24 protein-coding genes are annotated in these 23840 nt (G+C 68.2%); 12 read left to right on the forward strand and 12 right to left on the reverse strand.

Annotated features, from left to right (window positions below):
- Positions 1-19: 19 nt before the first annotated feature.
- Both KDK82_RS28220 and KDK82_RS28225 read left to right on the forward strand, forming a co-directional pair.
- Positions 20-1288: a YeaH/YhbH family protein gene (locus KDK82_RS28220; RefSeq protein ID WP_012204248.1), complete on the forward strand. Its 1269-nt coding sequence runs from the start codon at positions 20-22 to the stop codon at positions 1286-1288.
- Positions 1285-2913, forward strand: coding sequence for a SpoVR family protein (locus KDK82_RS28225; protein ID WP_012204249.1), 1629 nt, complete (start codon positions 1285-1287; stop codon positions 2911-2913). Before KDK82_RS28220 ends, KDK82_RS28225 begins: the two co-directional genes overlap by 4 nt.
- A gap of 12 nt (positions 2914-2925) precedes the next feature.
- On the opposite strand, the gene KDK82_RS28230 is transcribed toward KDK82_RS28225, so the two are convergent.
- Both KDK82_RS28230 and KDK82_RS28235 read right to left on the reverse strand, forming a co-directional pair.
- Positions 2926-3234, reverse strand: a complete 309-nt coding sequence (locus KDK82_RS28230) for a hypothetical protein (RefSeq protein WP_088166817.1) — start codon at positions 3232-3234, stop codon at positions 2926-2928.
- A 62-nt stretch (positions 3235-3296) separates the two neighbouring features.
- Positions 3297-4637, reverse strand: a complete 1341-nt coding sequence (locus KDK82_RS28235; protein ID WP_088166818.1) for an ammonium transporter — start codon at positions 4635-4637, stop codon at positions 3297-3299.
- A gap of 231 nt (positions 4638-4868) precedes the next feature.
- Between KDK82_RS28235 and blaOXA the strand changes: the two genes are divergently transcribed.
- Positions 4869-5669, forward strand: a complete 801-nt coding sequence (blaOXA, locus tag KDK82_RS28240) for a class D beta-lactamase (RefSeq protein WP_256974567.1) — start codon at positions 4869-4871, stop codon at positions 5667-5669.
- A 62-nt stretch (positions 5670-5731) separates the two neighbouring features.
- Here the strand turns inward: blaOXA and KDK82_RS28245 are convergent, their stop codons facing one another.
- Complete coding sequence (locus tag KDK82_RS28245; protein WP_013803506.1) at positions 5732-6472, reverse strand: SOS response-associated peptidase; 741 nt, start codon at positions 6470-6472, stop codon at positions 5732-5734.
- A gap of 132 nt (positions 6473-6604) precedes the next feature.
- Here KDK82_RS28245 and KDK82_RS28250 point away from each other — a divergent pair, with 132 nt between their 5' ends.
- Positions 6605-7012, forward strand: a complete 408-nt coding sequence (locus KDK82_RS28250; protein ID WP_088166820.1) for a hypothetical protein — start codon at positions 6605-6607, stop codon at positions 7010-7012.
- Between the two features lie 39 nt (positions 7013-7051).
- On the opposite strand, the gene KDK82_RS28255 is transcribed toward KDK82_RS28250, so the two are convergent.
- Complete coding sequence (locus KDK82_RS28255) at positions 7052-7855, reverse strand: PhzF family phenazine biosynthesis protein (RefSeq protein WP_088166821.1); 804 nt, start codon at positions 7853-7855, stop codon at positions 7052-7054.
- 218 nt (positions 7856-8073) lie between these two features.
- Between KDK82_RS28255 and KDK82_RS28260 the strand changes: the two genes are divergently transcribed.
- The 7 genes from KDK82_RS28260 (at position 8074) to KDK82_RS28290 (ending at position 14067) form a co-directional block, all read left to right on the forward strand.
- Positions 8074-8673: a TetR/AcrR family transcriptional regulator gene (locus tag KDK82_RS28260; protein WP_012204257.1), complete on the forward strand. Its 600-nt coding sequence runs from the start codon at positions 8074-8076 to the stop codon at positions 8671-8673.
- 78 nt (positions 8674-8751) lie between these two features.
- The gene (locus tag KDK82_RS28265; RefSeq protein ID WP_088166822.1) at positions 8752-9942 is read left to right on the forward strand and encodes an FAD/NAD(P)-binding oxidoreductase; all 1191 of its coding nucleotides are present in this window, start codon (positions 8752-8754) and stop codon (positions 9940-9942) included.
- 51 nt (positions 9943-9993) lie between these two features.
- Positions 9994-10422, forward strand: a complete 429-nt coding sequence (locus tag KDK82_RS28270) for a DUF1641 domain-containing protein (protein WP_088166823.1) — start codon at positions 9994-9996, stop codon at positions 10420-10422.
- A 184-nt stretch (positions 10423-10606) separates the two neighbouring features.
- Complete coding sequence (locus KDK82_RS28275) at positions 10607-11518, forward strand: O-acetylserine/cysteine exporter (protein ID WP_013803501.1); 912 nt, start codon at positions 10607-10609, stop codon at positions 11516-11518.
- Positions 11519-11762: 244 nt separating this feature from the next.
- Positions 11763-12089: a DUF3649 domain-containing protein gene (locus KDK82_RS28280; protein ID WP_012204261.1), complete on the forward strand. Its 327-nt coding sequence runs from the start codon at positions 11763-11765 to the stop codon at positions 12087-12089.
- Complete coding sequence (locus tag KDK82_RS28285) at positions 12086-13738, forward strand: PepSY domain-containing protein (RefSeq protein ID WP_088166824.1); 1653 nt, start codon at positions 12086-12088, stop codon at positions 13736-13738. The genes KDK82_RS28280 and KDK82_RS28285 overlap by 4 nt, the downstream gene beginning before the upstream one ends.
- Entirely contained in the window at positions 13735-14067 is a 333-nt protein-coding gene (locus KDK82_RS28290; RefSeq protein WP_088166825.1) for a DUF3325 family protein, read from the forward strand. The genes KDK82_RS28285 and KDK82_RS28290 overlap by 4 nt, the downstream gene beginning before the upstream one ends.
- Before the next feature lies 1 nt (position 14068).
- Here KDK82_RS28290 and hpaI read toward each other — a convergent pair whose 3' ends face one another.
- From hpaI to KDK82_RS28310, 4 genes are read right to left on the reverse strand one after another with little or no spacing between them, the layout of a single operon-like run.
- Complete coding sequence (gene hpaI, locus KDK82_RS28295; protein ID WP_088166826.1) at positions 14069-14875, reverse strand: 4-hydroxy-2-oxoheptanedioate aldolase; 807 nt, start codon at positions 14873-14875, stop codon at positions 14069-14071.
- Positions 14876-14905: 30 nt separating this feature from the next.
- Positions 14906-16393, reverse strand: coding sequence for an NAD-dependent succinate-semialdehyde dehydrogenase (locus tag KDK82_RS28300; protein WP_088166827.1), 1488 nt, complete (start codon positions 16391-16393; stop codon positions 14906-14908).
- Positions 16394-16427: 34 nt separating this feature from the next.
- Positions 16428-17957 carry a UxaA family hydrolase gene (locus KDK82_RS28305; protein ID WP_088166828.1) on the reverse strand — a complete coding sequence of 510 codons (1530 nt, stop codon included), beginning with the start codon at positions 17955-17957 and terminating at the stop codon, positions 16428-16430.
- A gap of 33 nt (positions 17958-17990) precedes the next feature.
- Positions 17991-18986, reverse strand: coding sequence for a tripartite tricarboxylate transporter substrate binding protein (locus KDK82_RS28310; RefSeq protein WP_013803495.1), 996 nt, complete (start codon positions 18984-18986; stop codon positions 17991-17993).
- A 137-nt stretch (positions 18987-19123) separates the two neighbouring features.
- Here KDK82_RS28310 and KDK82_RS28315 point away from each other — a divergent pair, with 137 nt between their 5' ends.
- Positions 19124-20062 carry a LysR substrate-binding domain-containing protein gene (locus KDK82_RS28315; protein WP_088166829.1) on the forward strand — a complete coding sequence of 313 codons (939 nt, stop codon included), beginning with the start codon at positions 19124-19126 and terminating at the stop codon, positions 20060-20062.
- Between the two features lie 78 nt (positions 20063-20140).
- Here KDK82_RS28315 and KDK82_RS28320 read toward each other — a convergent pair whose 3' ends face one another.
- Genes KDK82_RS28320 through KDK82_RS28335 form a run of 4 tightly spaced genes read right to left on the reverse strand, consistent with a single transcriptional unit; the run spans position 20141 to position 23781 of the window.
- Complete coding sequence (locus tag KDK82_RS28320) at positions 20141-20461, reverse strand: 2Fe-2S iron-sulfur cluster-binding protein (RefSeq protein WP_088166830.1); 321 nt, start codon at positions 20459-20461, stop codon at positions 20141-20143.
- Positions 20458-21693 carry an NAD(P)/FAD-dependent oxidoreductase gene (locus KDK82_RS28325; RefSeq protein WP_088166831.1) on the reverse strand — a complete coding sequence of 412 codons (1236 nt, stop codon included), beginning with the start codon at positions 21691-21693 and terminating at the stop codon, positions 20458-20460. The genes KDK82_RS28320 and KDK82_RS28325 overlap by 4 nt, the downstream gene beginning before the upstream one ends.
- The gene (locus KDK82_RS28330; RefSeq protein ID WP_088166832.1) at positions 21690-22742 is read right to left on the reverse strand and encodes a xylose isomerase; all 1053 of its coding nucleotides are present in this window, start codon (positions 22740-22742) and stop codon (positions 21690-21692) included. The genes KDK82_RS28325 and KDK82_RS28330 overlap by 4 nt, the downstream gene beginning before the upstream one ends.
- Positions 22743-22752: 10 nt before the next feature.
- Complete coding sequence (locus KDK82_RS28335) at positions 22753-23781, reverse strand: aromatic ring-hydroxylating dioxygenase subunit alpha (RefSeq protein ID WP_034391421.1); 1029 nt, start codon at positions 23779-23781, stop codon at positions 22753-22755.
- Positions 23782-23840: the final 59 nt, after the last annotated feature.

The raw sequence follows: 23840 nt of genomic DNA on the forward strand, positions 1-23840 counted from the left end.
CCCGGGCTGGGGGGAACAGATGGCATTGCAAATCATCGATCGCAGGCTGGCCGGCAAGAACAAGTCGGTGGGCAACCGCGAGCGCTTCGTGCGCCGCTACAAGGCGCAGATCGCCGAGGCGGTGCGCCGCGCGGTGGACAAGCGCGGCATCCGCCACATGGAGGAGTCCGAGAGCGTCTCCATCCCGCGCAAGGACATCCGCGAGCCCGTGTTCCACCACGGGCAGGGCGGCGTCCATGACACGGTGCACCCGGGCAACACCGAGCATGTGCGCGGCGACCGCATTGCCCGGCCGCAGGGCGGCGCAGGCGGCGGCGGCTCCCAGGCCAGCGACAGCGGCGAGGGCGAGGACGACTTCACCTTCACCCTGACCAAGGAAGAGTTCATGGAACTGTTCTTTGAAGACCTGGCCCTGCCGCGCCTGCTGCGCACCCACATCGGCAACACCATGCAGTACAAGACGCGCCGCGCCGGCTACAGCCACGACGGCACGCCGCACAACCTGGCCCTGCTGCGCACCATGCGCGGCGCCCTGGGCCGTCGCATTGCGCTGACCAAGGCGCCGCACCGCGAACTCAAGGCACTGGAAGAGCAGCTGCAAGCGCTGCTGGCGCAGGACGATGGCACCAGCGAGGCGGCGGCCGAGCTGCAGCAGCGCATCGATGCGCTGAAGCTGCGCATGGGCACGGTGGCCTTTCTCGACCCCATCGACCTGCGGTTTCGCAACCGCACGCGCGTGCCTGCTCCCATCAGCCAGGCCGTGATGTTCTGCGTGATGGATGTGTCCGGCTCCATGGACCAGGACCGCAAGGACCTGGCCAAGCGCTTCTTCATCCTGCTGTACCTGTTCCTGACACGGCACTACGAGAAGATCGACATCGTCTTCATCCGCCACCACACGCAGGCGGCCGAGGTCAGCGAGGACGAGTTCTTCCACTCCCAGGAAAGCGGCGGCACGGTGGTCAGCAGTGCGCTGGTGCTGCTGGACCAGATCATCCGCGCGCGCTATCCGTCCGGGGACTGGAACATCTACGTGGCCCAGGCCAGCGATGGCGACAACTTCGGCGACGACGGCTCCAACTGCCGCAACCTGCTGGTCGAGAAAATCCTGCCGCTGGTGCGCTACTTCGCCTATGTGCAGGTGGTGCAGGAAGAGCAGAGCCTGTGGCAGGAGTACAGCCAGGTGCTGCCGCTGTTCTCGCACTTCGCCATGCGCAAGGTGTCGGACGCCAGCGAGATCTATCCCGTGTTCCGCGACCTGTTCAAGAAAGAGGGGGTATCGGTATGAACCTCTCTCACTATCCCGTGCTGGCGCCCCGCCATGCCACGCCGCAGTGGAAATCCCATCTGGCCAGCGACCGGGCCCAGCGCATCGTGCCCTCCGCTCCGCTGCCGGCGGGGGCGCGGCCAGCCGAGCCTCTGCCCGATCCCAGCGACTGGACCTTCGAGCTCATCGAACGCTATCACGCAGCGATTGCGGCCACGGCAGAGCGCTACGGCCTGGACACCTATCCCAACCAGCTGGAAGTGATCTCGGCCGAGCAGATGATGGACGCCTACGCCAGCGTGGGCATGCCCGTGGGTTACCGCCACTGGAGCTATGGCAAGGAGTACATGGCGACGGAGCGGCGCTACCGGCGCGGCCACATGGGTCTGGCCTACGAGATCGTCATCAACTCCAACCCCTGCATCAGCTATCTGATGGAGGAGAACACCACCGCCATGCAGGCCCTGGTGATCGCCCATGCGGCGTACGGCCACAACAGCTTCTTCAAGAACAACTACCTGTTCGGCATGTGGACGGATGCGGGCAGCATCATCGACTACCTGGTCTATGCGCGCGACTTCATCTCCCAGTGCGAGGAGCGCCACGGCCTGACGACGGTGGAGCAATGGCTGGACTCCTGCCACGCCCTGTCCAACCTGGGCGTGGACCGCTACCGCCGCCCCTCCAAGAAAAGCCTGGCGCGCGAGCGGGCCGAGCGCGAGCAGCGCGAGGCCTATGCCCAGCAGCAGGTCAACGAGCTGTGGCGCACCCTGCCGGCCCGCCCGGGCAAGGACAGCGCGGCGCAGCACAGCGAGCGCTTTCCCAAGGAGCCCGAGGAAAACCTGCTGTACTTCATCGAGAAGAACGCCCCGCTGCTGGAGCCCTGGCAGCGCGAGATCGTGCGCATCGTGCGCAAGATCGCCCAGTACTTCTACCCGCAGCGCCAGACCCAGGTGATGAACGAGGGCTGGGCCACGTTCTGGCACTACACCCTGCTCAACACCCTGTACGACGAAGGCTGGCTGACCGACGGCGTGATGATCGAATGGCTGTCCTCCCACACCAACGTGATCTACCAGCCCCCGGCCGGCCACCGCGCCTACAGCGGCATCAATCCCTATGCGCTGGGCTTTGCCATGTACCGCGACATCCGCCGCATCTGCCAGGACCCGACCGAGGAAGACCGCCGCTGGTTCCCCGACCTGGCCGGCACGCCCTGGCTGCCGGCGCTGCACCACGCCATGCAGAACTTCAAGGACGAGAGCTTTGTCGGCCAGTACCTGAGCCCGCAGCTGATGCGCGACATGCGGCTGTTCTCCATCCATGACGATGCCAGCGAACGCGAGCTGCTGGTCAGCGCCATCCACGACGACGACGGCTACCGCACCCTGCGCCAGACCCTGTCGCAGCAGTACGACCTGGGTGCGCGCGAGCCCAATATCCAGGTCTGGAACGTGAACCTGCGCGGCGACCGCTGCCTGACACTGCGCCACACGCGCTACCAGGGCCGGCCCCTGTCCGACGATGCGCTGGAAGTGCTCAAGCATGCAGCGCGCCTGTGGGGCTTTGGCGTGCAGCTGGAAAGCGTCAACGGCGATGGCGACGCGCCCGTGCTGCTGCACTCCGTGCCCGCTCCACCGGCCTGATCAAGCAAGACGCTAGCGCAGCGTGCCCACGTACTTGCGGTTTTCCGCGCGCTGGCGCATCAGCTCGCCGGCGCGCTGCATGAGCGGCGAGCGCTCGGCGTTCCCGGCCAGCGCGGCATTCCAGGCGGCTTCGAAGCGGTGGGTCCAGTCCACCAGTTCGGGCGTGCTGCGCGTCCCTTCCTGCTCCCGGGCGAAGCGGATGATTTCGGCGGCGTATTCGGCATTGGCCGCCAGCCATTCGGTATCGGTCACGCGGCCGCAGCTTCTGCGCAGCAGCACATGCAGGTGCGCGGCAATGGCCAGGAGTTCGCTTTCGGGCATGTAGTGGGCACTCCTTCGGTTTGACGATCATCGGGCGCCGGGCCGCTTTGCGGCTCGGCCGTTCATCCACTCAGGCGCTCGCGGTGCAGCGCCAGGTCCAGGCCCTGCAGTTCGCTTTCCTCATCCACGCGCAGCCCGATCAGCATGTCCAGCAGCCACAGCAGCACGGCCGTGGCCACCAGCGTGAACAAGGACACGGCCAGCACGCTCACGGCCTGGGTGAGCACGCTGCCCTGCACGCCGCCGATCTGCGGACTGGCAAACACGCCGGTCAGCAGCGAGCCCACGATGCCGCCCACGCCATGCACGCCAAACACATCCAGCGAATCGTCCGCACCCAGCAGCCGCTTGAGGCCCGTGGCGCCCCAGTAGCAGGCGACACCGGCGATCAGGCCGATGCACAGCGCCGACAGCGGCGTCACGAAGCCGGCCGCCGGCGTGATCGCCACCAGGCCGCCGACCAGCCCCGAGCACAGGCCCAGCAGCGTGGCCTTGCCGCGCACCACATACTCGGCCAGCGACCAGGCCAGGGCGCCCGCGCTCGCGGCAATGTGGGTGACGGCCAGCGCCAGTGCCGCCCGGCTGTCCCCGGCCAGCGATGAGCCGGCGTTGAAGCCGAACCAGCCCATCCACAGCAGGGCCGCGCCCATCATGGTCAATGCCAGGTTGTAGGGCTCGAAGGGCTCGTGCCCGTAGCCGCGGCGCGGCCGCAGGAACCAGGCGCAGACCAGGCCGGCCACGCCCGCGTTCACATGCACCACGGTGCCTCCGGCAAAGTCCAGCGCGCCCATGCGCGCCAGCCAGCCGCCGGGCTCCCACACCCAGTGCGCCACCGGCGCATACACCAGCAGGCTCCACAGGCCCACAAAGATCAGCATGGCACCGAAGCGCATGCGCTCCACCCAGGCGCCCACCAGCAAGGCGGCGGTGATCACGGCAAAGGCCAGCTGGAACATGGCATAGGCTGCTTCGGGCACATGCGGCGCCAGGTGGCTCACGGCCACCAGGCCCTTGGCGGCGTTGAAATCCAGCCCCGCGAACCAGGCGCGCGAATCACCGCCTATCCACGCATTGCCGGGCGTGAAGGCCAGCGAGTAGCCGAGTGCAAACCACAGAATGCTCACCAGGCAGGCAATCGCCACCACGCTGGCCATGGTGTTGAGCACGTTCTTGCGGCGGACCATCCCCGCATAGAACAGCGCAATGCCGGGCAGCGTCATCAGCAGCACCAGCACCGTGGCCGTCATCAGCCAGACCGTGTCCACGGCGCTGATGGATTCCACCGCCACCAGCGACGGCCGCGTGATCGCCTGCTCGGCCGCCTGCGCCGTCTGCGCCGCACCCAGGACCGCGACCCATCCTCCCGCCACCAATGTTCTCAATGCCCGTGCGCACCTGTGCATGCAATGACTCCCTTGTTTGTTGTGGTCATGGGGCCGTCTGCCGTTGCCGCCATGGCTGCATTGGCCGGCCTGCAGCGGCCTTGCACAAGTCGTGCCAGCGCACACGGGGCCCTTGGGGCCCGCGCGATGCGGCCGGAACACCAAAACGGGAAAACAGCGAGTCAAAACAGGGCAGCCGGGGGGGGGCGGTGCACCATCGCCGTGCGGTGGTGCAGCTCTTAAACTGCCTGCATGAATCGAAGAAATCTGATGTGCGCCGCGCTGCTCGCCTGTCTGTCACAGGCGGCGCTGGCGGCTGCCGAACTGCAGGACAAGCCCGAATGGGACCGCTTCTTTGCCGATGCCAAGGTCGATGGCAGCATCGTCGTGGTCGATGCCAGAGGCCAGGCCGAAGCCATCTACGTCCACAACCGTGACCGCGCGGCGCGGCGCTACTCGCCCGCTTCCACCTTCAAGATCCCGCACAGCCTGTTCGCGCTGGATGCCGGGCTGCTGCGGGATGAATTCCAGCGCATTCCCTGGGATGGCGTGAAGCGCCAATTGCCGGCCTGGAATGCCGATCAGGACCTGCGCTCTGCCATGCGCAACTCCACCGTCTGGGTGTACGAAGGCTTTGCCAGGGAGCTTGGCAGCGCGCGTGAGGCTGCCTACATGCGCAAGATTGATTACGGCAATGCGCTGGCCACGGGCGAGGCGCCGTTCTGGGTGGAGGGCGACCTGGCCATCTCGGCACTGGAGCAGGTGGCCTTCCTGCAGCGGCTGTACCGCAATCGGCTGCCCTTGCCGGTGGAGCGCCAGCGGCTGGTGAAGGACGTGATGATCAACGAGGCGGGCCCGGACTGGATACTGCGCGCCAAAACCGGCTGGACGGGCCGTATCGGCTGGTGGGTGGGCTGGGTGGAATGGCCGGCCGGCCCCGTGTTCTTCGCCATGAACATGGACACGCCCCACCGGCTGGCCGACCTGCCCAAGCGCCAGGACATCACGCGCGACATCCTGCGCTCCATCAACGCGTTGCCCAAGGCGCCGTAGCGCGCGGGACAAGGGCCATGCGCCAGCCCGTCAGCCCGTCAGCCCGTCAGCCCGTCAGCCCGTCAGCCCATCAGGCCTGGAGGCCGCTTGTCGGCCTTGCGCTCCACCGGATTGGCGGTGAGCCAGTTGGACGGGTACTGGCGCATGAACTCGCGCGCCTTTTCCACGCGCGCGTTGAGCCAGGCGTCGTAGGCGCCTTCGTTGAGAATCGCCGGCATGCGCTTTTCCGCGCCGGGCTGCTGGTAGCGGTGCAGCAGCGCATGGCTGTTGGCGTTGACCGTGAGCAGGGCGTAGCTCAGCAACACCTCGCCGTCCGGGCCCGTCCACTGCGCCCACACGCCGGCCACGCCCATGGGCTTGCCGTCGATGCGCGAGATGCGCGTGGGCAGGGCCTTGCCGTTGCGGTAGTCATCCTCGAAAAAGGCGGCCATGGGCACGATGCAGCGCTGGCCATTGAGCCAGGCATCGCGGAAGGCCTGGGCCGTGGACACCGTTTCGGAACGCGCATTCACCAGCTTGAGCGCGCGCAGCCGGCCGTCGGAGGCCGACTTCACCCAGTGCGGCACCAGGCCCCATTGGGCGGCAACCAGCTCGCGTGCGGGAGTGGTGGGTGCTGCAGGCGGTGTGTCGGGAGCTGCAGGTTCTGCCTGTTCAGCGGCTGCCTCTGCAGCCACGGCGACGCTGCGGATGAAAAAGCCGGACTTGCGCGGCGTCATGTTGCGCTCGCTGGCCGCGGGCGCTTCCACGTCGAAGGCGTCGCGGTAGGCGTCGGCTTGCGACAGGGATTCGTAGTGGGTACTCATGCGCGGATGGTACCTGCGTGTCTCGGGGGTATCGGCAAGGCGAGAGACTATTCCCTGCGCATTGCGAGCCCGGCGCCGCTGCCGGGTCGATACACTGCCGCGGATTCCATGGCCTCTGGAAAGGAAGCGTGAATGCGGATATGGGTACTGGGCCTTACAGGCCTGTTGAGCGGCTGCGCAATCTCTGCAGGCATGTGCGATGCCCTGGGTCCCGGCACAACCGCGTCGCTGGTCCTGCCCCAAGGCGCCTCGGTCGAGCAGGCCTTTGCCTGCCTTGACGAAGCCATGGCCGGCAACGAGGGCGCCTACCACCTTGGCAACGGCCATGCCATCCGCGACACTCGGGCGGGCGTGCTGCAGACGGCCGACTACGGCGCGCCCAACGTGGCGGGCTTTCGGCTGAGGGCCGAGGTTTCCAGGAGCAAGCCAGCCACTCTGGATCTGTCACTGCGCGGTGCTGGCGCCTATTGCGCCGACCTGGGCGTGGACAGGGAAATGGCCCGCCTTGTCGATGGCGCCGGTCGCTGCCTGCGGCGCTGATGCGCCTTCCGCGTCGGCTCCATCGGGACGAGCCCGCAGTCAGACGGTAATGGTCCCGGTCAGGTAACGCGCGCAGTGGCCAGCCACCTCGACGCTGGCATCGGTCACTTCGCAAAACAGCGTGCCCGTGCGGCGCGAGGCCTGGTGGCCGACCAGGCGACTCTTGCCCAGCCTGCCTGCCCAGTAAGGTGCAAGCGCCGCATGGATGGAGCCGGTGACGGGATCTTCCTCGCCGCCATTGGCGGGCCAGAAGTAGCGGCTGACGAAGTCATACGAGGCGCCCGCATCCGCAGGCGCCGTCACCACCACATCCAGCGGGCCCAGCGATTTGAGGCGTTCCAGATCCGGCTTGACGGCCAGCACATCGGCCTCGGCGGCGTAGACCGCCACGTAGGCCTGCTGGTTCACAAGATAGGCCGTGGGTGCGGGCGTCAGGCCTTCGCGCAGCGCGGCCGGCACCTCGTCCAGCGGCTTGGCATCGCGGCGCGGGAAGGTCATGACGATGCGTCCGCCATCCTCCTGCGTGGCGGTGACCTTGCCCACGGCAGCGGCCCAGAACCTGATGCTGCGCAGCGCGGGATCGGCCTCGAACAGCACGAAGGCGCTTGCCAGCGTGGCGTGGCCGCAGAACGCGATCTCCGTGAGCGGGGAGAACCAGCGGATCTCGAAGGCGTCGCGCTCGGCACTCCAGACCAGGAATGAGGTTTCCGAGAGATTGTTCTCTGCGGCAATGGCCTGCAGCGTGGAATCGGCAATCCATGCATCCAGGGGAATGACGGCGGCCTGATTGCCCTTGAATCGTTCCGATGTGAATGCGTCGATGACGTGGATGGGGAGTTGCATTTGCAAAAAGCCTTTGGGTCGGATTCGTGTGCAGCCCGTCATTGTTGTCTCGGTCTCCAATGGCTGCGCGCGGATTCTACGGTCCCGCAGGGCAATGGCCGGGAATGGGCCAGGCATTGCGGCTGATGCACTGGGTACCGTCTTTTCTGGAAAACCCTGGTGCAGTTTGCAAGTGCTTGTGAAAAATAGAATGAAGATTCGTTCTACTATCGGTTCCCATGCAAGACGAGGCCTGGACCTTCTTTCCGCACGCGGGTTCGCGCCATGTGCAGACGTTGCGCGTGGCGCTCAGGCTGTTTGTGGAGCGGGGCTTCTTCAATACCTCGATACAGGACCTGTGCGCCGAGGCCGGCGTGTCCATCGGTTTCTTCTACAACCACTTTGCCGACAAGGAAGGCATTGCGCGCGAGCTGTACCGGCATTTGCTGGCGCGCATGAATGTGCTGCTCGACGATATCGAGGAGCGGCACGCGGGCAGCGCCCAGCGCTGCCGCGAGGTGCTGCGCATGCTGTTCGGGCTGGCCGAGGCCGAGCCCGAGGCCATGGGCTTCGTGGTCAATGCGCGCCACCGCGAGTTTCTGCCCGACGAGCAGGCCATCTGCTCGGCCTCGGCCTTCGTGCGCATGCGCGGCTTCGTGTTCGCCGGCATGACCGATGGCGAGATCCGCCAGATGGAGCCCATGGTGGCGGCCAGCCTGATGTACGGCAGCGCGATCCGCATGATCTGCCTGCGGCTGGACGGCATCATCGACACGCCCATAGAGCCCCTGTTCGACGCGCTCTGGGACGGGGTGTGGCGATCGCTCAAGCCTGACTGAGCGGCGCATTTTCCGGCGCTGGCGCCGTGCGGCGGCAGCGGTTGTTCCACTGAGGCGAAAGCACAAGGAGTAGCAGGGATGGCGCATCACATCTTGATCATCGGAGGGGGCATTGGCGGCACCATGACCGCCAACCACCTGGTCAGCAAGCTGTATCCGGAGGTGGTCACGGGCAAGGTGCGCATCACCATGCTGTCGAACTCGCCCTGGCATTACTACAAGCCGGCCTTCATGTACGTGGCCTTCAATGCCTTCTTCCGCGACGAGTTGCGGCGCAGGCAGCGCGGCCTGCTGCGGCCCGAGATCGACTTCCAGGTGGAAGAGGTGGAACGCTTCGACTTTGCGCTGCAGGCCGTGCACTGCAAGAGCGGCAAGCGCTTCGGCTACGACCATCTGGTGATTTCCACGGGCTGCGTGCCCTCGCCCGAGCGCATCGAAGGGCTGGCCGAGGCCGGCGACCACTTCTACCAGCACGCGCCCGCGCGGCAGCTGGCCGACAAGCTGGCGCGCATAGAAAGGGGCCGCATCTTCGTCACCGTCACCTTTCCCAAGACGCCCAATGTGCCGCACCAGTGCGGCATCGCGCCCATAGAGACCACGCTGATGCTGGACGACCTGCTGCGCCGGCGCGGCGTGCGCGACAAGGTGGAGATCGTCTACACCTATCCCACGGTCTCGCAGCTGCTGCGCAACTGCCTGTTCCTGCAGAAGGACACCTGCGAGATCCTGCCCACGGTGTTCGAGCAGCGCGGCATTCGCCACCAGCGCGGCTTCACGCTGGCGCGCGTGGACCCCGAGGCCAAGGTGGCCCACTCGGAAGAGGGCCAGGCCGAGGACTTCGACATCCTCATGGCCACGCCGCCCATACGCGCCGTGCAGGCCGTGCGCGACTGCGGCCTGTCGCAGGCGCAGGATGGCGAAGGCTGGCTGCCCACCGACCACGAGACCATGCAGGTGCTGGGCCAGAGCCATGTCTATGTGCTGGGCGATACGGTGGACCTGCCGGTGAGCAAGGCCGGCGGCGCCTGCCACAACCAGTCGCCCGTGGTAGTGAACAACATCGCCTCGCAGATCCGCTTCGGCCGCACCAGCGATGCCTACGACGGGCGCGTGGTGGCCATCGCCCAGATGGGCCTGGACGGCGGCATGCCGCTTTGGTACGACTACCAGGTCGACGTCAAGCCCACGCCGCCGACCAAGGTCGGCTCGATGATGCGCAAGGGCTTCAACCGCGGCATGTACTGGGCCGTGGCCCGCGCCCTGGTCTGAGGCCAGGGCCTTTGCATTGTCATTCCAAGCACGAAGACAAGGAGCACCGAGATGAACATCGCTTCCGACATTCCCGTGGCGCAGCCCGCCGCTGGCGGCCTGCTGCAGGACGACGCCGCGCTGCAGGGGCTGGCCGAACTGATGGGCAAGCTGGAGCCGCTGCTGGCGGGCCGGCGCCTGAACCGCGTGGTCGATCTGCTGTCGGCCACGGCGGACCTGGTGGACATGGCAGACGACTACATGGTCGAGAAGGTCGCCAAGGCCTTCGAGGATGGCCTGGGCGGGGCCTGGGCCGCGGGCAATGCCGCACGCATGGCGGCGGCCCAGGTGCAGGCCATGGAGGAAACGCCCACCCTGATCGGCCTGATGCGCATGGCACGCGAGCCCGATGTGCGGCGCGGCCTGGCCTTCATGCTGGCCATGGCCGGCGCGCTGGGGCGCCAGCATGCCCACGACCCCATCGACTACGCGGCGGACTGAAACGCAGGGCCGAGCCACGGCCGCCCGGCAGCGCACGGGCTGCGGTGGTACAAACGCCGGGGGCGGATGTGATCCGCCCCTTTTCTTTTTGCCCATTGCCCGCCATGCCTTCTTCCTGTTCCTTGCCGGTGCTGCCGGCCGCTGTCCCTGACCATTGCAGGCCCCGCTGCACCGAGGGCAGGGCATGACCGCGCAGCACCTGAGCCGTGGCGACTGGGCGCGTGCGCTGCTGGTCATCCTGATCTGGGGCACCAACTTCGTGGCCATGAAGTTCGGTCTGCTGACGCTGTCGCCCATGCTGCTGAGCGCGCTGCGCTTTGTGGTGGCGTCGCTGCCCTTTTTGCTGTTCGTGCGCCCGCCCAAGTCGGTGGGCTGGCGTTATCTGGCCGCCTATGGGCTGGTGCAGGGCGTGGGTCAGTTCGGCATGCTGTTCCTGGGCCTGAAGCTGGGCATGCCGGCCGGCATGGCCTCGGTGGTGCTGCAGACGCAGGCCTTCGTCACGCTGCTGCTGGCCGCCTTCCTGCTGGGCGAGCCCGCGCGCCTGTGGCATTGGCTGGGCCTGGTGGTGTCGCTGGGCGGGCTGGTTGCCATTGGCAGCGCCCATGGCGAGGGCGACAACGCCATGACGCTGGCCGGCTTTTTGCTGACCGTGGGCGCAGCCTGCATGTGGGCCGTGTCCAACATGATCACGCGCTATGCGGCGCGCAGCGGCCCCTACGAGCCCTTCCCCTTCATCGTCTGGAGCAGCATCTTTCCCATTGCGCCGCTGATGGCCCTGGCCGTCTGGACCGATGGCGCGGATACGGTCGTGCAGCAACTGGCGGGGATCGACCTGACCGCCGTGGCCTCCATCCTGTACCTGGCGCTGCTGGCCACGCTGCTGGGCTACGGCCTGTGGACGCGCCTGCTGCAGCGCTATGCGGCCGGCACGGTGGCGCCGCTGTCTCTGATGGTGCCCGTGGTGGGCCTGGTCTCGGCCATGCTGCTGCTGGGCGAGCGGCCTACCTTCATGCAGTGGATGGGCACGCTGGCCGTGCTGGCGGGCATGGTGATCAACCAGTTCGGCGGGCGCTGGCTGGCGGGGCGGGCGCGATAGGGGAAAAGGCGCCAGGGAGATGGTCGGGGCCGGTGGCAGCAGGCCGGCTTTGCATTTCTTTAAATGACTCGGGTAATAAAAATCATTATCATTCCCGCTCTTTGACAGGCGGCGTGCTTCAGGCGCGCGGCCAACGCCCGGCGCCGCACAGACCTTGAACTGTTGTGGCGCCTTTGTCCGTCCGGGCCTGCGATGCGGCCGCGGCGTCCATGACGGGCAACGATCCGCAAGAAAGGTCATCCCCATGCAAGCCTCGACCCCGGGAGGGTCCTCTCCATCCTTGCTGCGCTACCGCGTGGCCGTGGCCTCGCGCGCCTTGGCGGCGATCGGCGGCGGCTATCTGCTGTCGGCCGCCTGCGCCGCCACGGGCGCGCGCGCCATGGTCTGGCTGGGCGTGGAACGGGCCGATGCGGCGCTGGGCTCGACGCTGCTGGCCTTCATCATCTACGCCGTGGCGGCCATGTGGGCCTTTGGCTGCGCCAGCGCCTGGCGCGCCTGGGCCGTGATCGGCCTGCCGGGCGCGGGCCTGGGACTTCTGGCCTGGATGCTGTCGAACGGAGCCGCCGCATGAGGGCAGACGGCAAACCCGAGGGACTGCGCCAGTCCATGTCCTGGCTGCACACCTGGAGCGGCCTGCTGCTGGGCTGGCTGCTCTACGCGGTGTTCTTCACGGGCACCCTGAGCTATTTCCGCGACGAGATCAACGACTGGATGCGGCCCGAGCTGCACGGCTCGGTGCAGGACGCCGACACCGCGCAGCGCGCACTGGACGCCATGCAGCGCATCGCGCCGGAAGCCACGACCTGGACGCTGGGCCTGCCCGGACCGCGCCAGGTGGCGGTGGCCGCATCCTGGCGCGAGCCCGGCGCCGCCACGGGCCGCGCAGGCACCAAGCGCGCCGAGATCGACGCCGCCACGGGCGAGAAGCTGGAGCCGCGCGAGACACGCGCCGGCAACTTCTTCTACCGCTTCCACTTCGAGCTGCACGCCATGCCGCGCATCTGGGGCCGCTGGATCGTGGGCTTCGCCACCATGCTGATGTTCGTGGCCATCATCACGGGCGTGATCACGCACAAGAAGATCTTCACGGACTTCTTCACCTTCCGCCCGCGCAAGGGCCAGCGCTCCTGGCTGGACGCGCACAACGCCACGGCCGTGCTGGCATTGCCGTTTCACATCGTCATCACCTTCAGCGGCCTGGTGCTGCTGATGTTCATGCTCATGCCCTGGGGCATACAGGCGGCCTACAACGGCGACACCAATGCCTACTTCGCCGATGTGCGCGGTGCACGCGGGCAGGCGGCCAACCAGGGCCCGGGCGCGCGCGGTGGCAAACAAGAGCGCCAGGCTGCCGCGCTGGCCGATATCGCGCCCATGATGGCCGAGGGCGCGCGCCGCTGGCCCGAGCACGGCGTGGGCAGCATCACGGTCAACGCGCCCGGCACCTCGCGCGCGGTGGTCGAACTGCGCGAAGGCGGCGGCATGAGCCTCATCAACCGCGGCCAGTCCGCGACGCTGCGCTTCGACGGCGTGACCGGCCAGTTGCAGGCCAGCCCCGAGGCGCCCGCCATCTCCTGGGTGCGCGCCACCAGCAACGTGATCACCGGCGTGCACCTGGGCCGCTTTGCCGAGCCGGCCATGCGCTGGCTGCTGCTGCTCAGCGGCGTGGTCGGCACCTTCATGGCCGCGTCGGGCATGGTGCTGTGGGTGGTCAAGCGCATGCCCGAGCGCCGCAAGCTGGGCCGTACGCCCTTCGGTCACCGTCTGGTGGAGGTGCTCAACGTGGGCTCCATCGCGGGCCTGTCGGTGGCCGTGGCCGGCTTCTTCTGGCTCAACCGCCTGCTGCCCGTGCCCATGCAGGCACGCAGTGATTGGGAGATCAACGGCTTCTTCATCATCTGGCTGCTGTGCCTGCTGCATCCGCTGCTGGTCTCGCACCGCAATGCCTGGCTGCAGCAGATGGCGCTGGCCGCCGTGCTGTATGCGCTGCTGCCCCTGCTCAACCTGCTGACGGGCGGCGCATCGCTGGTGCAGACCCTGGCCAACGGGCAGTGGAGCATCGCCAGCTTCGAGCTGCTGATGCTGGGCCTGGCCGCCATCCACGGCGTGGTGGCCTGGTGGCTGCTGCGCGGCAAGCCGGCAGCGGCTGCATTGCCTACAGCCGCCCGCACGCAAGCCCGCGCCGCCAGCCATGCCCCCACGCTGGAGCGCGCGTCATGATGATTCTTGCCGCCTTTTTTCTGGCCTTTGCAGGCTTTGCCGTCGTCGCCGCTTCCATGGACCGGCACCAGGACCAGCTGGGCACCGAAGGCCTGGCACCCGCGCGCCTGAAGGCCTGGCGGCTGGCCGGCTACGCGCTGCTGGCCCTATCGCTGGCGCCCTGCCTGCTGCGCTGGAATGCCTCGGTGGCCGTGGCCGCCTGGCTGGGCCTGCTGACCTTTGCGGCCCTGGCCCTGGGCCTGCTGCTGACCTATGCGCCGCAGTTCGCGCGGCGTGTGGCGGCCGCTGCAGCGGCGGCGGGGCTGCTGGCCTGGCTGGTGGCTGGCTGATTCAATAGGCGGCAGCTGCCTGCTGTGCAGGCGTGGCCACCGGCGAATCATCGAACTGCCCCCGCAGCCTGCGCGCCGCATTCGCAAACAGCAGCACATCCACGCCCACGGCCACGAAGCTGCAGCCCAGGTCCAGGTAGCGGCGGGCCAGGGCGGGGTCTGAGGTCAGGGTGCCGGCCGCCTTGCCGCTGGCGATGATGGTCTTCATGGCGGCTTCGATGGCGGCCTGCACTTCGGGGTGGCCGGGGTTGCCGCGGTGGCCCATGGAGGCGGCCAGGTCGGCGGGGCCGATGAAGACGCCGTGCACGCCGTCCACCGCGCAGATGGCTTCAAGGTTGTGAAGCGCGGCCACGGTCTCGGCCTGTACCAGCAGGCAGACCTCGTCGTCGGCCACTTGCAGGTAGTCGGCGCGTGCGCTCCACTGCGATGCGCGGCCCACGGCGCTGCCCACGCCGCGCACGCCCAGCGGCGGGTAGCGCGTGGCGGCCACCACGGCGCGCGCCTGTTCGGCCGTGTCCACCATGGGCACGAGCAAGGTGGTGGCGCCTATGTCCAGCATCTGCTTGATCAGGGCCGTGCTGCCCTCGACCACGCGCACCACGGCCTGGGCCGGGTGCGGGGCCACGGCCTGCAGCGCGGCCAGGGTGCTGCGCACGTCGTTGGGCGCGTGCTCGCCGTCGATCAGCAGCCAGTCATAGCCGCAGGTGGCGGCGGCCTCGGCCAGGTAGGGGTCGGCCATGGACAGCCACAGGCCGATGCGGGGCTGGCCTGCGGCCAGGGCGGTCTTGAAGGGGTTATTGGCTGGCATGGTGTCCGGTGGTTTCGTTGAGGGAAAGATTCAGTCCAGCAGGCCCTGGCAGACGTACTTGGTGTGCAGGTAGTCGTCCAGGCCGTGGGTAGAGCCCTCGCGGCCGTAGCCCGACTCCTTGACGCCGCCGAAGGGCGCTGCCTCGGCGGCCAGCGCGCCTTCGTTGATGCCGACGATGCCGGTCTCCAATGCATCGGCCATGCGCCAGATGCGGCGCGCGTCGTTGCTGTAGAAGTAGGCGGCCAGGCCGAAGGGCGTGTCGTTGGCGGCGGCGATGACCTCGTCCTCGCTGTCGAAGACCGTGAGCGGTGCCACGGGGCCGAAGGTTTCCTCGCAGGCGCAGGCCATGGAGGCATCGGCGCCCGTGAGCACGGTGGGTGCGTAGTAGTTGGCGCCCAGGGCATCCAGGCGCCTGCCGCCCGTGAGCACCCTGGCGCCGCGCGCCACGGCGTCCTGCACATGGCGCTCGATCTTTTCCACGGCGCGCGCGTTGATCATGGGGCCGATCTGCGAGGCCGGGTCGCTGGCCGGGCCCACGTGCAGCGCGGCCACGCGCGCGGCCAGCTTCTGTGCAAACACGTCGTGCACGCTGCGGTGCACGAAGACGCGGTTGGGGCACACGCAGGTCTGGCCGCCATTGCGAAACTTGGCGGCCATGAAGCCGTCGACGGCGGCATCGATGTCGGCGTCCCCGAAGACGATGAAGGGCGCATTGCCGCCCAGCTCCAGCGAGAGCTTCTTGAGCGTGTCGGCGCTGCGTCGCGCCAGGTGCTTGCCCACGGGCGTGGAGCCCGTGAAGGTGATCTTGCGCACGCGCGCATCGTCAAGCCAGACATCCACCACCTCGGGCGTCTTCTCGCGCGAGGCCGTGACGATGTTGAGTACGCCGGCCGGCACGCCCGCCTCCTGGGCCAGCAGCACCAGGGCCAGCGAGGTCAGCGGCGTGTCTTCCGCGGGCTTGCAGACCACGGTGCAGCCGGCGGCCAGTGCGGGCGCGATCTTGCGGGCGATCATGGCGGCAGGAAAGTTCCAGGGCGTGATGGCGGCCACCACGCCCACGGGCTCGCGCAGCGCAAACATGCGCCGGCCCGGCACGGGCGCGGGAATGATCTCGCCGTTCATGCGCGTGGCCTCTTCGGCGAACCATTCGATGTAGCTGGCCGCATAGGCGACCTCGCCCTTGCCCTCGACCAGGGGCTTGCCCTGCTCGCGGCTGATGAGGCGGCCCAGGTCGTCCTGGTGGGCCAGCACCAGGTCGTTCCAGCGCTTGATGATGGCGGCGCGCTGTTTGGCAGGCGTCCTGCGCCAGGCGGGGAAGGCGGCATGCGCGGCGTCCAGCGCGGCGCGGGCCTCGGCGGCGCCGGAGTCGGGCACCTCGGTGATCAGTGCGCCCGTGGCGGGGTCGGTCACTGCCAGGCGTGGGGTTGGGGCGGAGGGCGTGGCCGTCGCGGTCGTCCATTGGCCGGCGATGAAGTTGGCGCTGCGCAGCAGCTCGGGGCGGGTCAGGGTCAGTGGCATGGAATCGGTGGATGCAGGTGTTGTAAGGGGCGGCTCAGCTCACGATGCCCAGGTGCCAGGGCACGAACTCATGGTCGCCCAGGCCCAGGGCCTCGCTTTTGGTGGGCTCGCCGCTGGCGTGGCGCAGGATCTGCGCGAAGATGCGCCGCCCCATCTCGGGCACGCCGCATTCGCCGTCCACGATCAGGCCGCAGTTGATGTCCATGTCTTCCTCCAGGCGCCGGAACATGGGCGTGTTGCTGGCCAGCTTGATGGTGGGCGCGGGCTTGCTGCCGAACATGGAGCCGCGCCCGGTGGTGAAGCAGATCAGGTGCGCGCCGCTTGCAATCTGGCCCGTGGAGGCCACGGGGTCGTAGCCTGGCGAATCCATGAAGACGAAGCCCGGCTCGGTGATGGGCTCGGCGTATTCGTAGACGGCGCGCAGCGGCGTGGTGCCGCCCTTCATGGCCGATCCCAGCGATTTCTCGAAGATGTTGGCCAGGCCGCCGGCCTGGTTGCCGTGGCCGACCACGCCGTTGAACTGGGCGTTCTGGCCGGCCGCGTAGCGCTCCCACCAGGCCAGGCGGTCCAGCAGCTTCTGCCCTACGGCCGGTGTGATGGCGCGGCGCGTGAGCATGAATTCCACGCCATGGATCTCGGGCGTTTCCGACAGGATGGCCGTGCCGCCGTGGCGCACCAGGATGTCCATGGCTGCGCCCAGGGCCGGGTTGGCCGTGATGCCCGAAAAGCCGTCCGAGCCGCCGCACTCCAGCCCGATCTTCAGGTGGCTGGCGCTGACCGTGCTGCGCCGCGCTGCATCGGCCTCGGGCAGCATCTCTTCGATGGCGCGGATGCCTGCCTCTATGGTCACGCGCGTGCCGCCGACCTCCTGCATCACCAGGGTGCGCATGAGCCGGCCTTCGCTCAGGCCCTGCGACTGCACCAGGGCATCGACCTGGTTGCGCTCGCAGCCCAGGCCCACGATGAGCACGCCGGCCAGGTTCGGGTGGCGCGCATAGCCGGCCAGCGTGCGGCGCAGCACGTCGAAATGCTCGCTGGGCGAGGACATGCCGCAGCCGCTGGTCTGGGCGAAGGCCACCACGCCGTCCACGTTGGGGAATGCCGCCATGCGCTCGGCCGTGAAATGCGCGGCAATGCGCTTGATCACCGTGGCCGAACAGTTCACCGACGACAGGATGCCGATGAAGTTGCGCGTGCCCACGCCGCCGCCCGCGCGCACAAAGCCCTGGAAGCTGGCGCGCTGCGCCTCGGGCACATAGTCCACGGGCCGCACATCGGCGCCGAAGGCCGGGTCGCGGTAGTAGTCCACGATGCGCAGGTTGTGGCTGTGCACATAGTCGCCGGCCTCCAGTTCGCGCATGGCCACGCCGATCACGGTGTCGTACTTCTTCACCTGCTCGCCCTCGGCAATGCGGCGCGCGGCGATCTTGTGGCCCGCGGGCACCTGGGCGCGGGCGCGCACGCCCAGTTCGGGAATATCCTGGCCCAGCGACAGAGCGGTCTTGGCGACCAGCACGTTGTCGTTGGGATGCAGGTGCAGCAGGGGGCTATCGGTGCGGGACATGCGGGGCTTTCATCGGTGTGGGTTCGCGGGCTGTCAGCCCTTCATCAATTCGCGCAGCTTGAGCTTGTCGATGAGCACGGTCTCCTTCTGGTAGACCGTGTTCACGTACTTCTCGTAGTCGGGGCCGTCCAGGTAGAGCAGCGGCGCATCCAGCTTCTCGGCCACGGACTTGAACTCGGGGCTGGCCACGGCGGCGCGGAAGGCCTCGCGCAGCCTGGTCGCCACGGCCGGGTCCAGGCCACGCGGCGCGCCAATGCCGTTGGGCGCATCGACCACCACGTCGTAGCCGCATTCGCGCAGCGTGGGCACGTCCTTGAAGCGCGCCGTGCGCTGCTCGCCCCAGGTCGCCAGCAGGCGCAGCTTGCCGGCCTCCACATGGGGAGCCCAGGAGCTGGAGTCGGCCAGCGCATCCACATGGCCGCCCAGCACGCCCTGCAGTGCCTCGGCGCCGCCCTTGTAGGGCACATGGTTGAGCTGTATGCCGGCCACGCCCGCAAATTCCTCCATGCCCACATGCGTGGCACCGCCCACGCCTGCATGGGCATAGGTCACCTGGCCGGGCCTGGCCTTGGCGGCGGCCACGAAGTCCTTGAGCGTCTTGAACGGCGAATTGGCTGGCACGGCAATGCCGAAGGTCTGGCCCGAGGTACGCGCGATGTAGGTGTAGTCCTTGCGCGGATCGGCCTGCAGGCTGCCCAGCTGCGAAAAGCGCGTGACCGAGATGGGAATCTGGCCGATGGTGTAGCCGTCCGCCCTGGCCGAGGCCAGCGCCTTGGCGCCGATCATTCCCGATGCGCCCGCGCGGTTCTCCACCGCGATCGGCTGGCCCAGCAGCTTGCCGGCCACGGTGCACAACGCGCGCATGGACTGGTCGGCCGTGCCGCCCGCCGGCCAGGGGCAGATGAAGGTGATGGGGCGTTCGGGCCAGTTCTGGGCGAAAAGAGGTCCGGTGGCTGCCAGTGCGCTGGCGCCGAGGGTGGCGAGCACGAATTCGCGCCGGCTTGCATGGCGTGTGCGTGGGGTGTTCATCGCTTGTCTCCTGTATTGGCTTTTTGCAGCCCTGTGATCCGGGCCTTGGGCTGACTGGCGCGATTGTTCAGCGCCTGATCATGACAATCCAATGAAAAGATAGACTGGCTTCATAACCTCAAAGCTATGAAGACTCCATGAGCAAGATAGACCGCGTGCTGCGCTCCAACCTCAAGCTGCGCCACCTGCAGCTGCTGGTGGCGCTGGACCAGTTCCGCCACCTGGGCCGCGCCGCCGAGTTCCTGGCCGTGACCCAGCCCGCCGTCTCCAAGACCCTGGCCGAGATAGAGCGCATGCTGGACATGACGCTGTTCGAGCGCTCCACGCGCGGCACCGAGCCCACGGCCGCCGGCGTCAGCATGGTGCGCTTTGCGCGCTCGGTGCTGGCGGGCTTCGAACGCACGCGCGATGAAATGGCGGCCGAGGCCAGCGGCACACGCGGGCGCACCAGCGTGGGCGCCATGGTCGTGGCCACGCCCGTGCTGCTGGCCCGGGCCGTCGAGCAGTTGAAGGTGCGATCGGCCCAGACCACGGTGCTGGTCGAGGAGGGCGATCTCACGCGGCTGCTGCCCAAGCTGCGCATGGGCGAGCTGGACCTGTTCGTGGGCCGGCTGGAACCCGGCTACGCCTCGCCCGACCTGGAGACCGAAGCCCTGTACGACGAGCCCATGGTCGCCGTCGTGCGCCCCGGCCATGCGTTGCTGGCGCAGCCTGCCAGCTGGCAGGCGCTGGCCGACATGCCCTGCGTCATGCCCCCGCCCTGGGCATCGCTGCGCGTGAAGCTGGAGCAGCAGTTCTTCGCCCACGGCCTGCATCCGCCGGCCGACCTGGTGGAGTCCGCCTCATTCCTGTCGCAGATCAGCTTCCTGCACCAGCGCGGCGCCGTGGCCTTCATGGCGCGCGGCGTGGCCGAGCATTTCGCGCAGCAGGGACTGGTCGCCGTGCTGGACCTGCCCGTGCCCATCGACCTGCCGCCCGTGGGCCTGATCACCCTGCGCGGCCAGCCGATGACGGCGACGACGCGGTTGCTGGTGGAGTGTTTGCGGGCGGTGGGGAACGGTCTGGCGTCGCGCTGAAATCGTCTTGGGAAGTGGAAGCGGGAGCGGAAGCGGAAGCGGAAGCGGAAGTGAGCCTGGGGCCGGCCGGATGCCGCGTCAGCTCTGCGCCACCGGCATGCCCACCACCAGCCCGTCGAGCTGCGGCGATACCGTGATCTGGCAGGCCAGCCGCGAGTCGCCGCGCACGTCGAGGGCGAAGTCCAGCATCTCCCTTTCGCCGCCCTGGGCCGGGCCCACGCGGTCCAGCCACTCCGGTTGTATGTAGACATGGCAGGTGGCGCAGGCACAGGCGCCGCCGCATTCGGCATCGATGCCCGGCACGCCGTTGGAGATGGCGGCGCGCATGAGGCTCTGGCCGTCCGTGGCCTGTACCACGTACTCGCGGCCGCTGTGTTCTATGAAGGTGATGGTGGTCATGGCGTGGGTGGGGCTTTGGGGTGGAGGGGCGGGAAACCGGGGTCGGCGCAGTGCGTGGCGGCGATGGCCTTGCGCGCTGCCATGAATTCGCCCGGTGAGTTCACGCATTCGGCGGCGCACAGCTGGCCGCTGCGCAGGTGCAGGACGGCGAACCTGCCGCTGGCCGGGTCGCCGCGCAGCACGGTCTGGTCACCATGGCCGGGCAGGCCGGCGATCTGCAGCTTGGTGTCGTACTGATCGGACCAGAACCAGGGCGCTTCATGGGCGGGCAGTGCGCGGCCCGTGATGGCGCAGGCCGCGCGCCGGGCCTGTTCGAGCGCGCTGGGCACGCTTTCGAGCCGGTGCAGCCCGGGGTAGCCGGCCAGCGGGCGGCGCGTGGCATCGCCTATGGCGTAGATGCCGGCCATGGCGGTACGGCCTTCGCCGTCCACGGCAATCCCGCCCGCGCAGTCCAGGCCGAGGGACTGCGCCAGCTCCACGCTGGGCGCTGCGCCCACGCCGATGAGCACGGCATCGCACTCCAGGCGGGAGCCATCGGCCATCCTCAGGCCCGTGATGCCGGTGGGGCTGTCGCCCTGGATGGCGGTGACCGAGGCGTTGAAATGCACCTCCACGCCCTGGCCTGCATGCAGGCCGTGCAGATGTGCGGCCATCTGCGACGAGGCGCTGCGCGACAGCAGCCTGCCTTCGCGCTCGATGACCCGGACCTGCACCCCCAGCTTGCGGGCCGTGGACGCGACTTCGAGACCCACATAGCCGCCGCCGATGATGGCCAGGCAGCGGGCGGTCTGCAGGTGGCCCCGCAGCGCCTGCGCGTCTTCCATGGTGCGCAGGTAGGTCACGCCGGGCCGCTCACCCCCGGGCAGGGCCAGCCAGCGCGGTGCGGCGCCTGTGGCAATGACCAGGTGGTCGTAGTGCAGTGCCGACCCGTCGTTCAGCGCTACCTGCCGCGAGCCCGGCTCTATGGCCATGGCGCGCACGCCCAGGCGCAGGGCAATGGCCTGGTCGGCATAGGCGCTGGCGGGCCGCAGCAGCAGGTCGTCCGGGCCCATGGCCTGCTGCAGCCAGGCCTTGGACAGCGGCGGGCGCTGGTAGGGCGGCAGGTCTTCGCCGCCGACCAAGGTGATGGGACCCGGGTGGCCGTACTGGCGCAGCAGGGCGGCCAGTGTGCCGCCAGCATGCCCGGCGCCGATGATGACGGCGTGGCCTTGGGGGTGTTGTGCGGGGGTCATGATGCACCTTTGCACGGGGCATGGACTGCGGGGCGGGCGCAGATCTCGGCCCAGGCTTGCCGCATGAAGCGTGCGGCCGCCACGTTCTGCGCCAGCAGGTCATAGCGTGCGCCCAGGCCGTAGTCGGGCAGGTTGATGAATTCGGTGGTGAGGTGGCGCAGCGGACTGTGCGGGTGCGCGTGGTGGTAGGCCAGCACCTTGCGGATGGCCTCTTTGGAGGGCTCCAGCAGGTAGGCGTGCCAGGGCGAATGCCATTCGCCGGGACCGGGCCGCAGCATGGGGTACTGGATGCCCCGGCCCGGGCTGCCGTCCTCGTTGCGGTGCCACAGGTTCAGGGGTTGGTTGGGGCCGGCTGCGCGCAGCTGGGCCCAGCGCACGATGCCCATGTCCAGCCATTGTTCGCACAGCGAGCCGGGCTCGAAGGGGTCCAGCACCAGTTCGCCGCTCTCGACCAGTTCGCGCACGCCCGACAGTTCCTGCTCGGCCGGGTTGCCGATCTTGAAGTTCACATGGCTGTAGTCCAGCGTGAAGTGGAAGGGCACGCCATGCGCCTGCACGCGCCGGGCCACCTCGCGTACGCGCAGGAAATCCTCGGTCCACATGTTGACGTGCAGCTCGAAGCTGGGCTCCACGCCCAGAGACATGGCGTCGTCGTAGACGCGCAGGTAGTGGTCGGTGATCTCGGCATCGTCCAGCACATGGCCGTCGCGGTGGTGCTTGAAGGTCATGATGTTGTGGCAGCGCGCGCCTATGGCCTGGCAGATGCGCAGGTTGTGGGCCAACAGGGCCTCGTCCTCGCCCAGGTGGTAGAACCAGCTGGCCGTGTGCACGGGCAGGTTGAACTCGGCGATGGCGGCCTCGTACTCGGCCATTTGCGTGCGCAGAGGCAGGCGGTCGAAGCAGTCGAAGGCGCCGGTTTCACTGACCAGGCGGAACTGCTCGCGTATGGGCAGCTCCTGAAGGCCGATGGGCTGGTGGCGCGAGGAGCGCTGCACGCCACGGCCGTTGCAGCCGATCGGCGGGAGGGTCGGGTGGGTGTCGTCGTGCATGGCCCGCTCCTCAGCCGCCCGTGGGCGCGCCCTCGATCATGCGGTCCACCATGCGGCGCATGCGCCGGGGGGCCGCATCGATGGCGATCTTGATGGTCTTGCGCGTGGCAAAGCGCTTTTCGTTGCGCTCTATGGCTTCGAGGATGGCCTTGTCCTCGGCGAAGGCGACGCGGAAGTCGGCAGAGAGGGCCGCATTGGTGTCGGCATCGGCCGTGAAGTTCTTGACGTGCAGCCAGTGGTCGATGGAGGTGTTCCGGTCCACGGGCGTCATGAAGTGGCAGGCATAGATCTGCATGCAGTTGTCGCGCCGGCCCTCGGGGGCGCCCGTGCCCGTGGCGGCACTGCCGAAGTCGATGATGGCGATGCTGGGCGCGTGGTAGTGGTAGTAGTGCCAGCGGTCCACGTTGCCGCTGAAATTGCCGTACTTGGCGAACAGCGGAATGGCCGGCGCATCGATGATCCAGCGCCAGGTGACGATGCGGCCGTCCAGCTCCTCGTGGTGCACGGGGATGTCCTCGCTGGCCGCGTTGCCCAGCGTGCTCAGGTGCACGAAGCTCACATGGGCGGGGTCGCAGAGGTTGTCGGCCAGGTTCAGGTAGTTGGCCTCTATGCGCAGCGCATCGCCTTCGACGGCGCTCCACGCCGGGTCGTGGTACTGGGGCAGGTCGAACACCGGCACGCTGTCGGCGCGCGAGGGATCGCCCATCCAGATCCAGACCAGGCCCATGTTCTCCTTGACCGGATAGGTGGTCACCACGGCGTTGCCCGGGATCATGTCCTGGCCCGGCACGCGCGTGCAGCGGCCGCTGCAGTCGAAGGTCAGGCCGTGGTAGCCGCATTCGATGGCATCGCCCTTGAGCTTGCCCATGGACAGCGGCAGCAGGCGGTGGGGGCAGGCGTCCTCCATGGCCACGACGGCGCCGGCCTCGGTGCGGTAGAGCACCACGTCGCGTTCGACGATGCGGTGCGCCGACAGCTGGCGGCCCACGTTGCGCGACCAGGTCAGCGGGTACCAGGTATCGAGTACATAGGTTTCCATGGTGGGCTCCTTGTTGAGTGTTCGCTCAATTTGGTTTGAGTGAACACTCAATTTCAATA

Source organism: Delftia sp. K82, from assembly GCF_002193035.1.
Taxonomy (GTDB): Bacteria; Pseudomonadota; Gammaproteobacteria; order Burkholderiales; family Burkholderiaceae_C; genus Comamonas; species Comamonas acidovorans.

Bases quoted from the DNA above. Each gene is read 5' to 3' on its own strand.
- KDK82_RS28220 (WP_012204248.1), top strand. From the start codon at position 20: ATGGCATTGCAAATCATCGATCGCAGGCTGGCCGGCAAGAACAAGTCG.
- KDK82_RS28225 (WP_012204249.1), top strand. From the start codon at position 1,285: ATGAACCTCTCTCACTATCCCGTGCTGGCGCCCCGCCATGCCACGCCG.
- KDK82_RS28230 (WP_088166817.1), bottom strand. From the start codon at position 3,234: ATGCCCGAAAGCGAACTCCTGGCCATTGCCGCGCACCTGCATGTGCTG.
- KDK82_RS28235 (WP_088166818.1), bottom strand. From the start codon at position 4,637: ATGCACAGGTGCGCACGGGCATTGAGAACATTGGTGGCGGGAGGATGG.
- blaOXA (WP_256974567.1), top strand. From the start codon at position 4,869: ATGAATCGAAGAAATCTGATGTGCGCCGCGCTGCTCGCCTGTCTGTCA.
- KDK82_RS28245 (WP_013803506.1), bottom strand. From the start codon at position 6,472: ATGAGTACCCACTACGAATCCCTGTCGCAAGCCGACGCCTACCGCGAC.
- KDK82_RS28250 (WP_088166820.1), top strand. From the start codon at position 6,605: ATGCGGATATGGGTACTGGGCCTTACAGGCCTGTTGAGCGGCTGCGCA.
- KDK82_RS28255 (WP_088166821.1), bottom strand. From the start codon at position 7,855: ATGCAACTCCCCATCCACGTCATCGACGCATTCACATCGGAACGATTC.
- KDK82_RS28260 (WP_012204257.1), top strand. From the start codon at position 8,074: ATGCAAGACGAGGCCTGGACCTTCTTTCCGCACGCGGGTTCGCGCCAT.
- KDK82_RS28265 (WP_088166822.1), top strand. From the start codon at position 8,752: ATGGCGCATCACATCTTGATCATCGGAGGGGGCATTGGCGGCACCATG.
- KDK82_RS28270 (WP_088166823.1), top strand. From the start codon at position 9,994: ATGAACATCGCTTCCGACATTCCCGTGGCGCAGCCCGCCGCTGGCGGC.
- KDK82_RS28275 (WP_013803501.1), top strand. From the start codon at position 10,607: ATGACCGCGCAGCACCTGAGCCGTGGCGACTGGGCGCGTGCGCTGCTG.
- KDK82_RS28280 (WP_012204261.1), top strand. From the start codon at position 11,763: ATGCAAGCCTCGACCCCGGGAGGGTCCTCTCCATCCTTGCTGCGCTAC.
- KDK82_RS28285 (WP_088166824.1), top strand. From the start codon at position 12,086: ATGAGGGCAGACGGCAAACCCGAGGGACTGCGCCAGTCCATGTCCTGG.
- KDK82_RS28290 (WP_088166825.1), top strand. From the start codon at position 13,735: ATGATGATTCTTGCCGCCTTTTTTCTGGCCTTTGCAGGCTTTGCCGTC.
- hpaI (WP_088166826.1), bottom strand. From the start codon at position 14,875: ATGCCAGCCAATAACCCCTTCAAGACCGCCCTGGCCGCAGGCCAGCCC.
- KDK82_RS28300 (WP_088166827.1), bottom strand. From the start codon at position 16,393: ATGCCACTGACCCTGACCCGCCCCGAGCTGCTGCGCAGCGCCAACTTC.
- KDK82_RS28305 (WP_088166828.1), bottom strand. From the start codon at position 17,957: ATGTCCCGCACCGATAGCCCCCTGCTGCACCTGCATCCCAACGACAAC.
- KDK82_RS28310 (WP_013803495.1), bottom strand. From the start codon at position 18,986: ATGAACACCCCACGCACACGCCATGCAAGCCGGCGCGAATTCGTGCTC.
- KDK82_RS28315 (WP_088166829.1), top strand. From the start codon at position 19,124: ATGAGCAAGATAGACCGCGTGCTGCGCTCCAACCTCAAGCTGCGCCAC.
- KDK82_RS28320 (WP_088166830.1), bottom strand. From the start codon at position 20,461: ATGACCACCATCACCTTCATAGAACACAGCGGCCGCGAGTACGTGGTA.
- KDK82_RS28325 (WP_088166831.1), bottom strand. From the start codon at position 21,693: ATGACCCCCGCACAACACCCCCAAGGCCACGCCGTCATCATCGGCGCC.
- KDK82_RS28330 (WP_088166832.1), bottom strand. From the start codon at position 22,742: ATGCACGACGACACCCACCCGACCCTCCCGCCGATCGGCTGCAACGGC.
- KDK82_RS28335 (WP_034391421.1), bottom strand. From the start codon at position 23,781: ATGGAAACCTATGTACTCGATACCTGGTACCCGCTGACCTGGTCGCGC.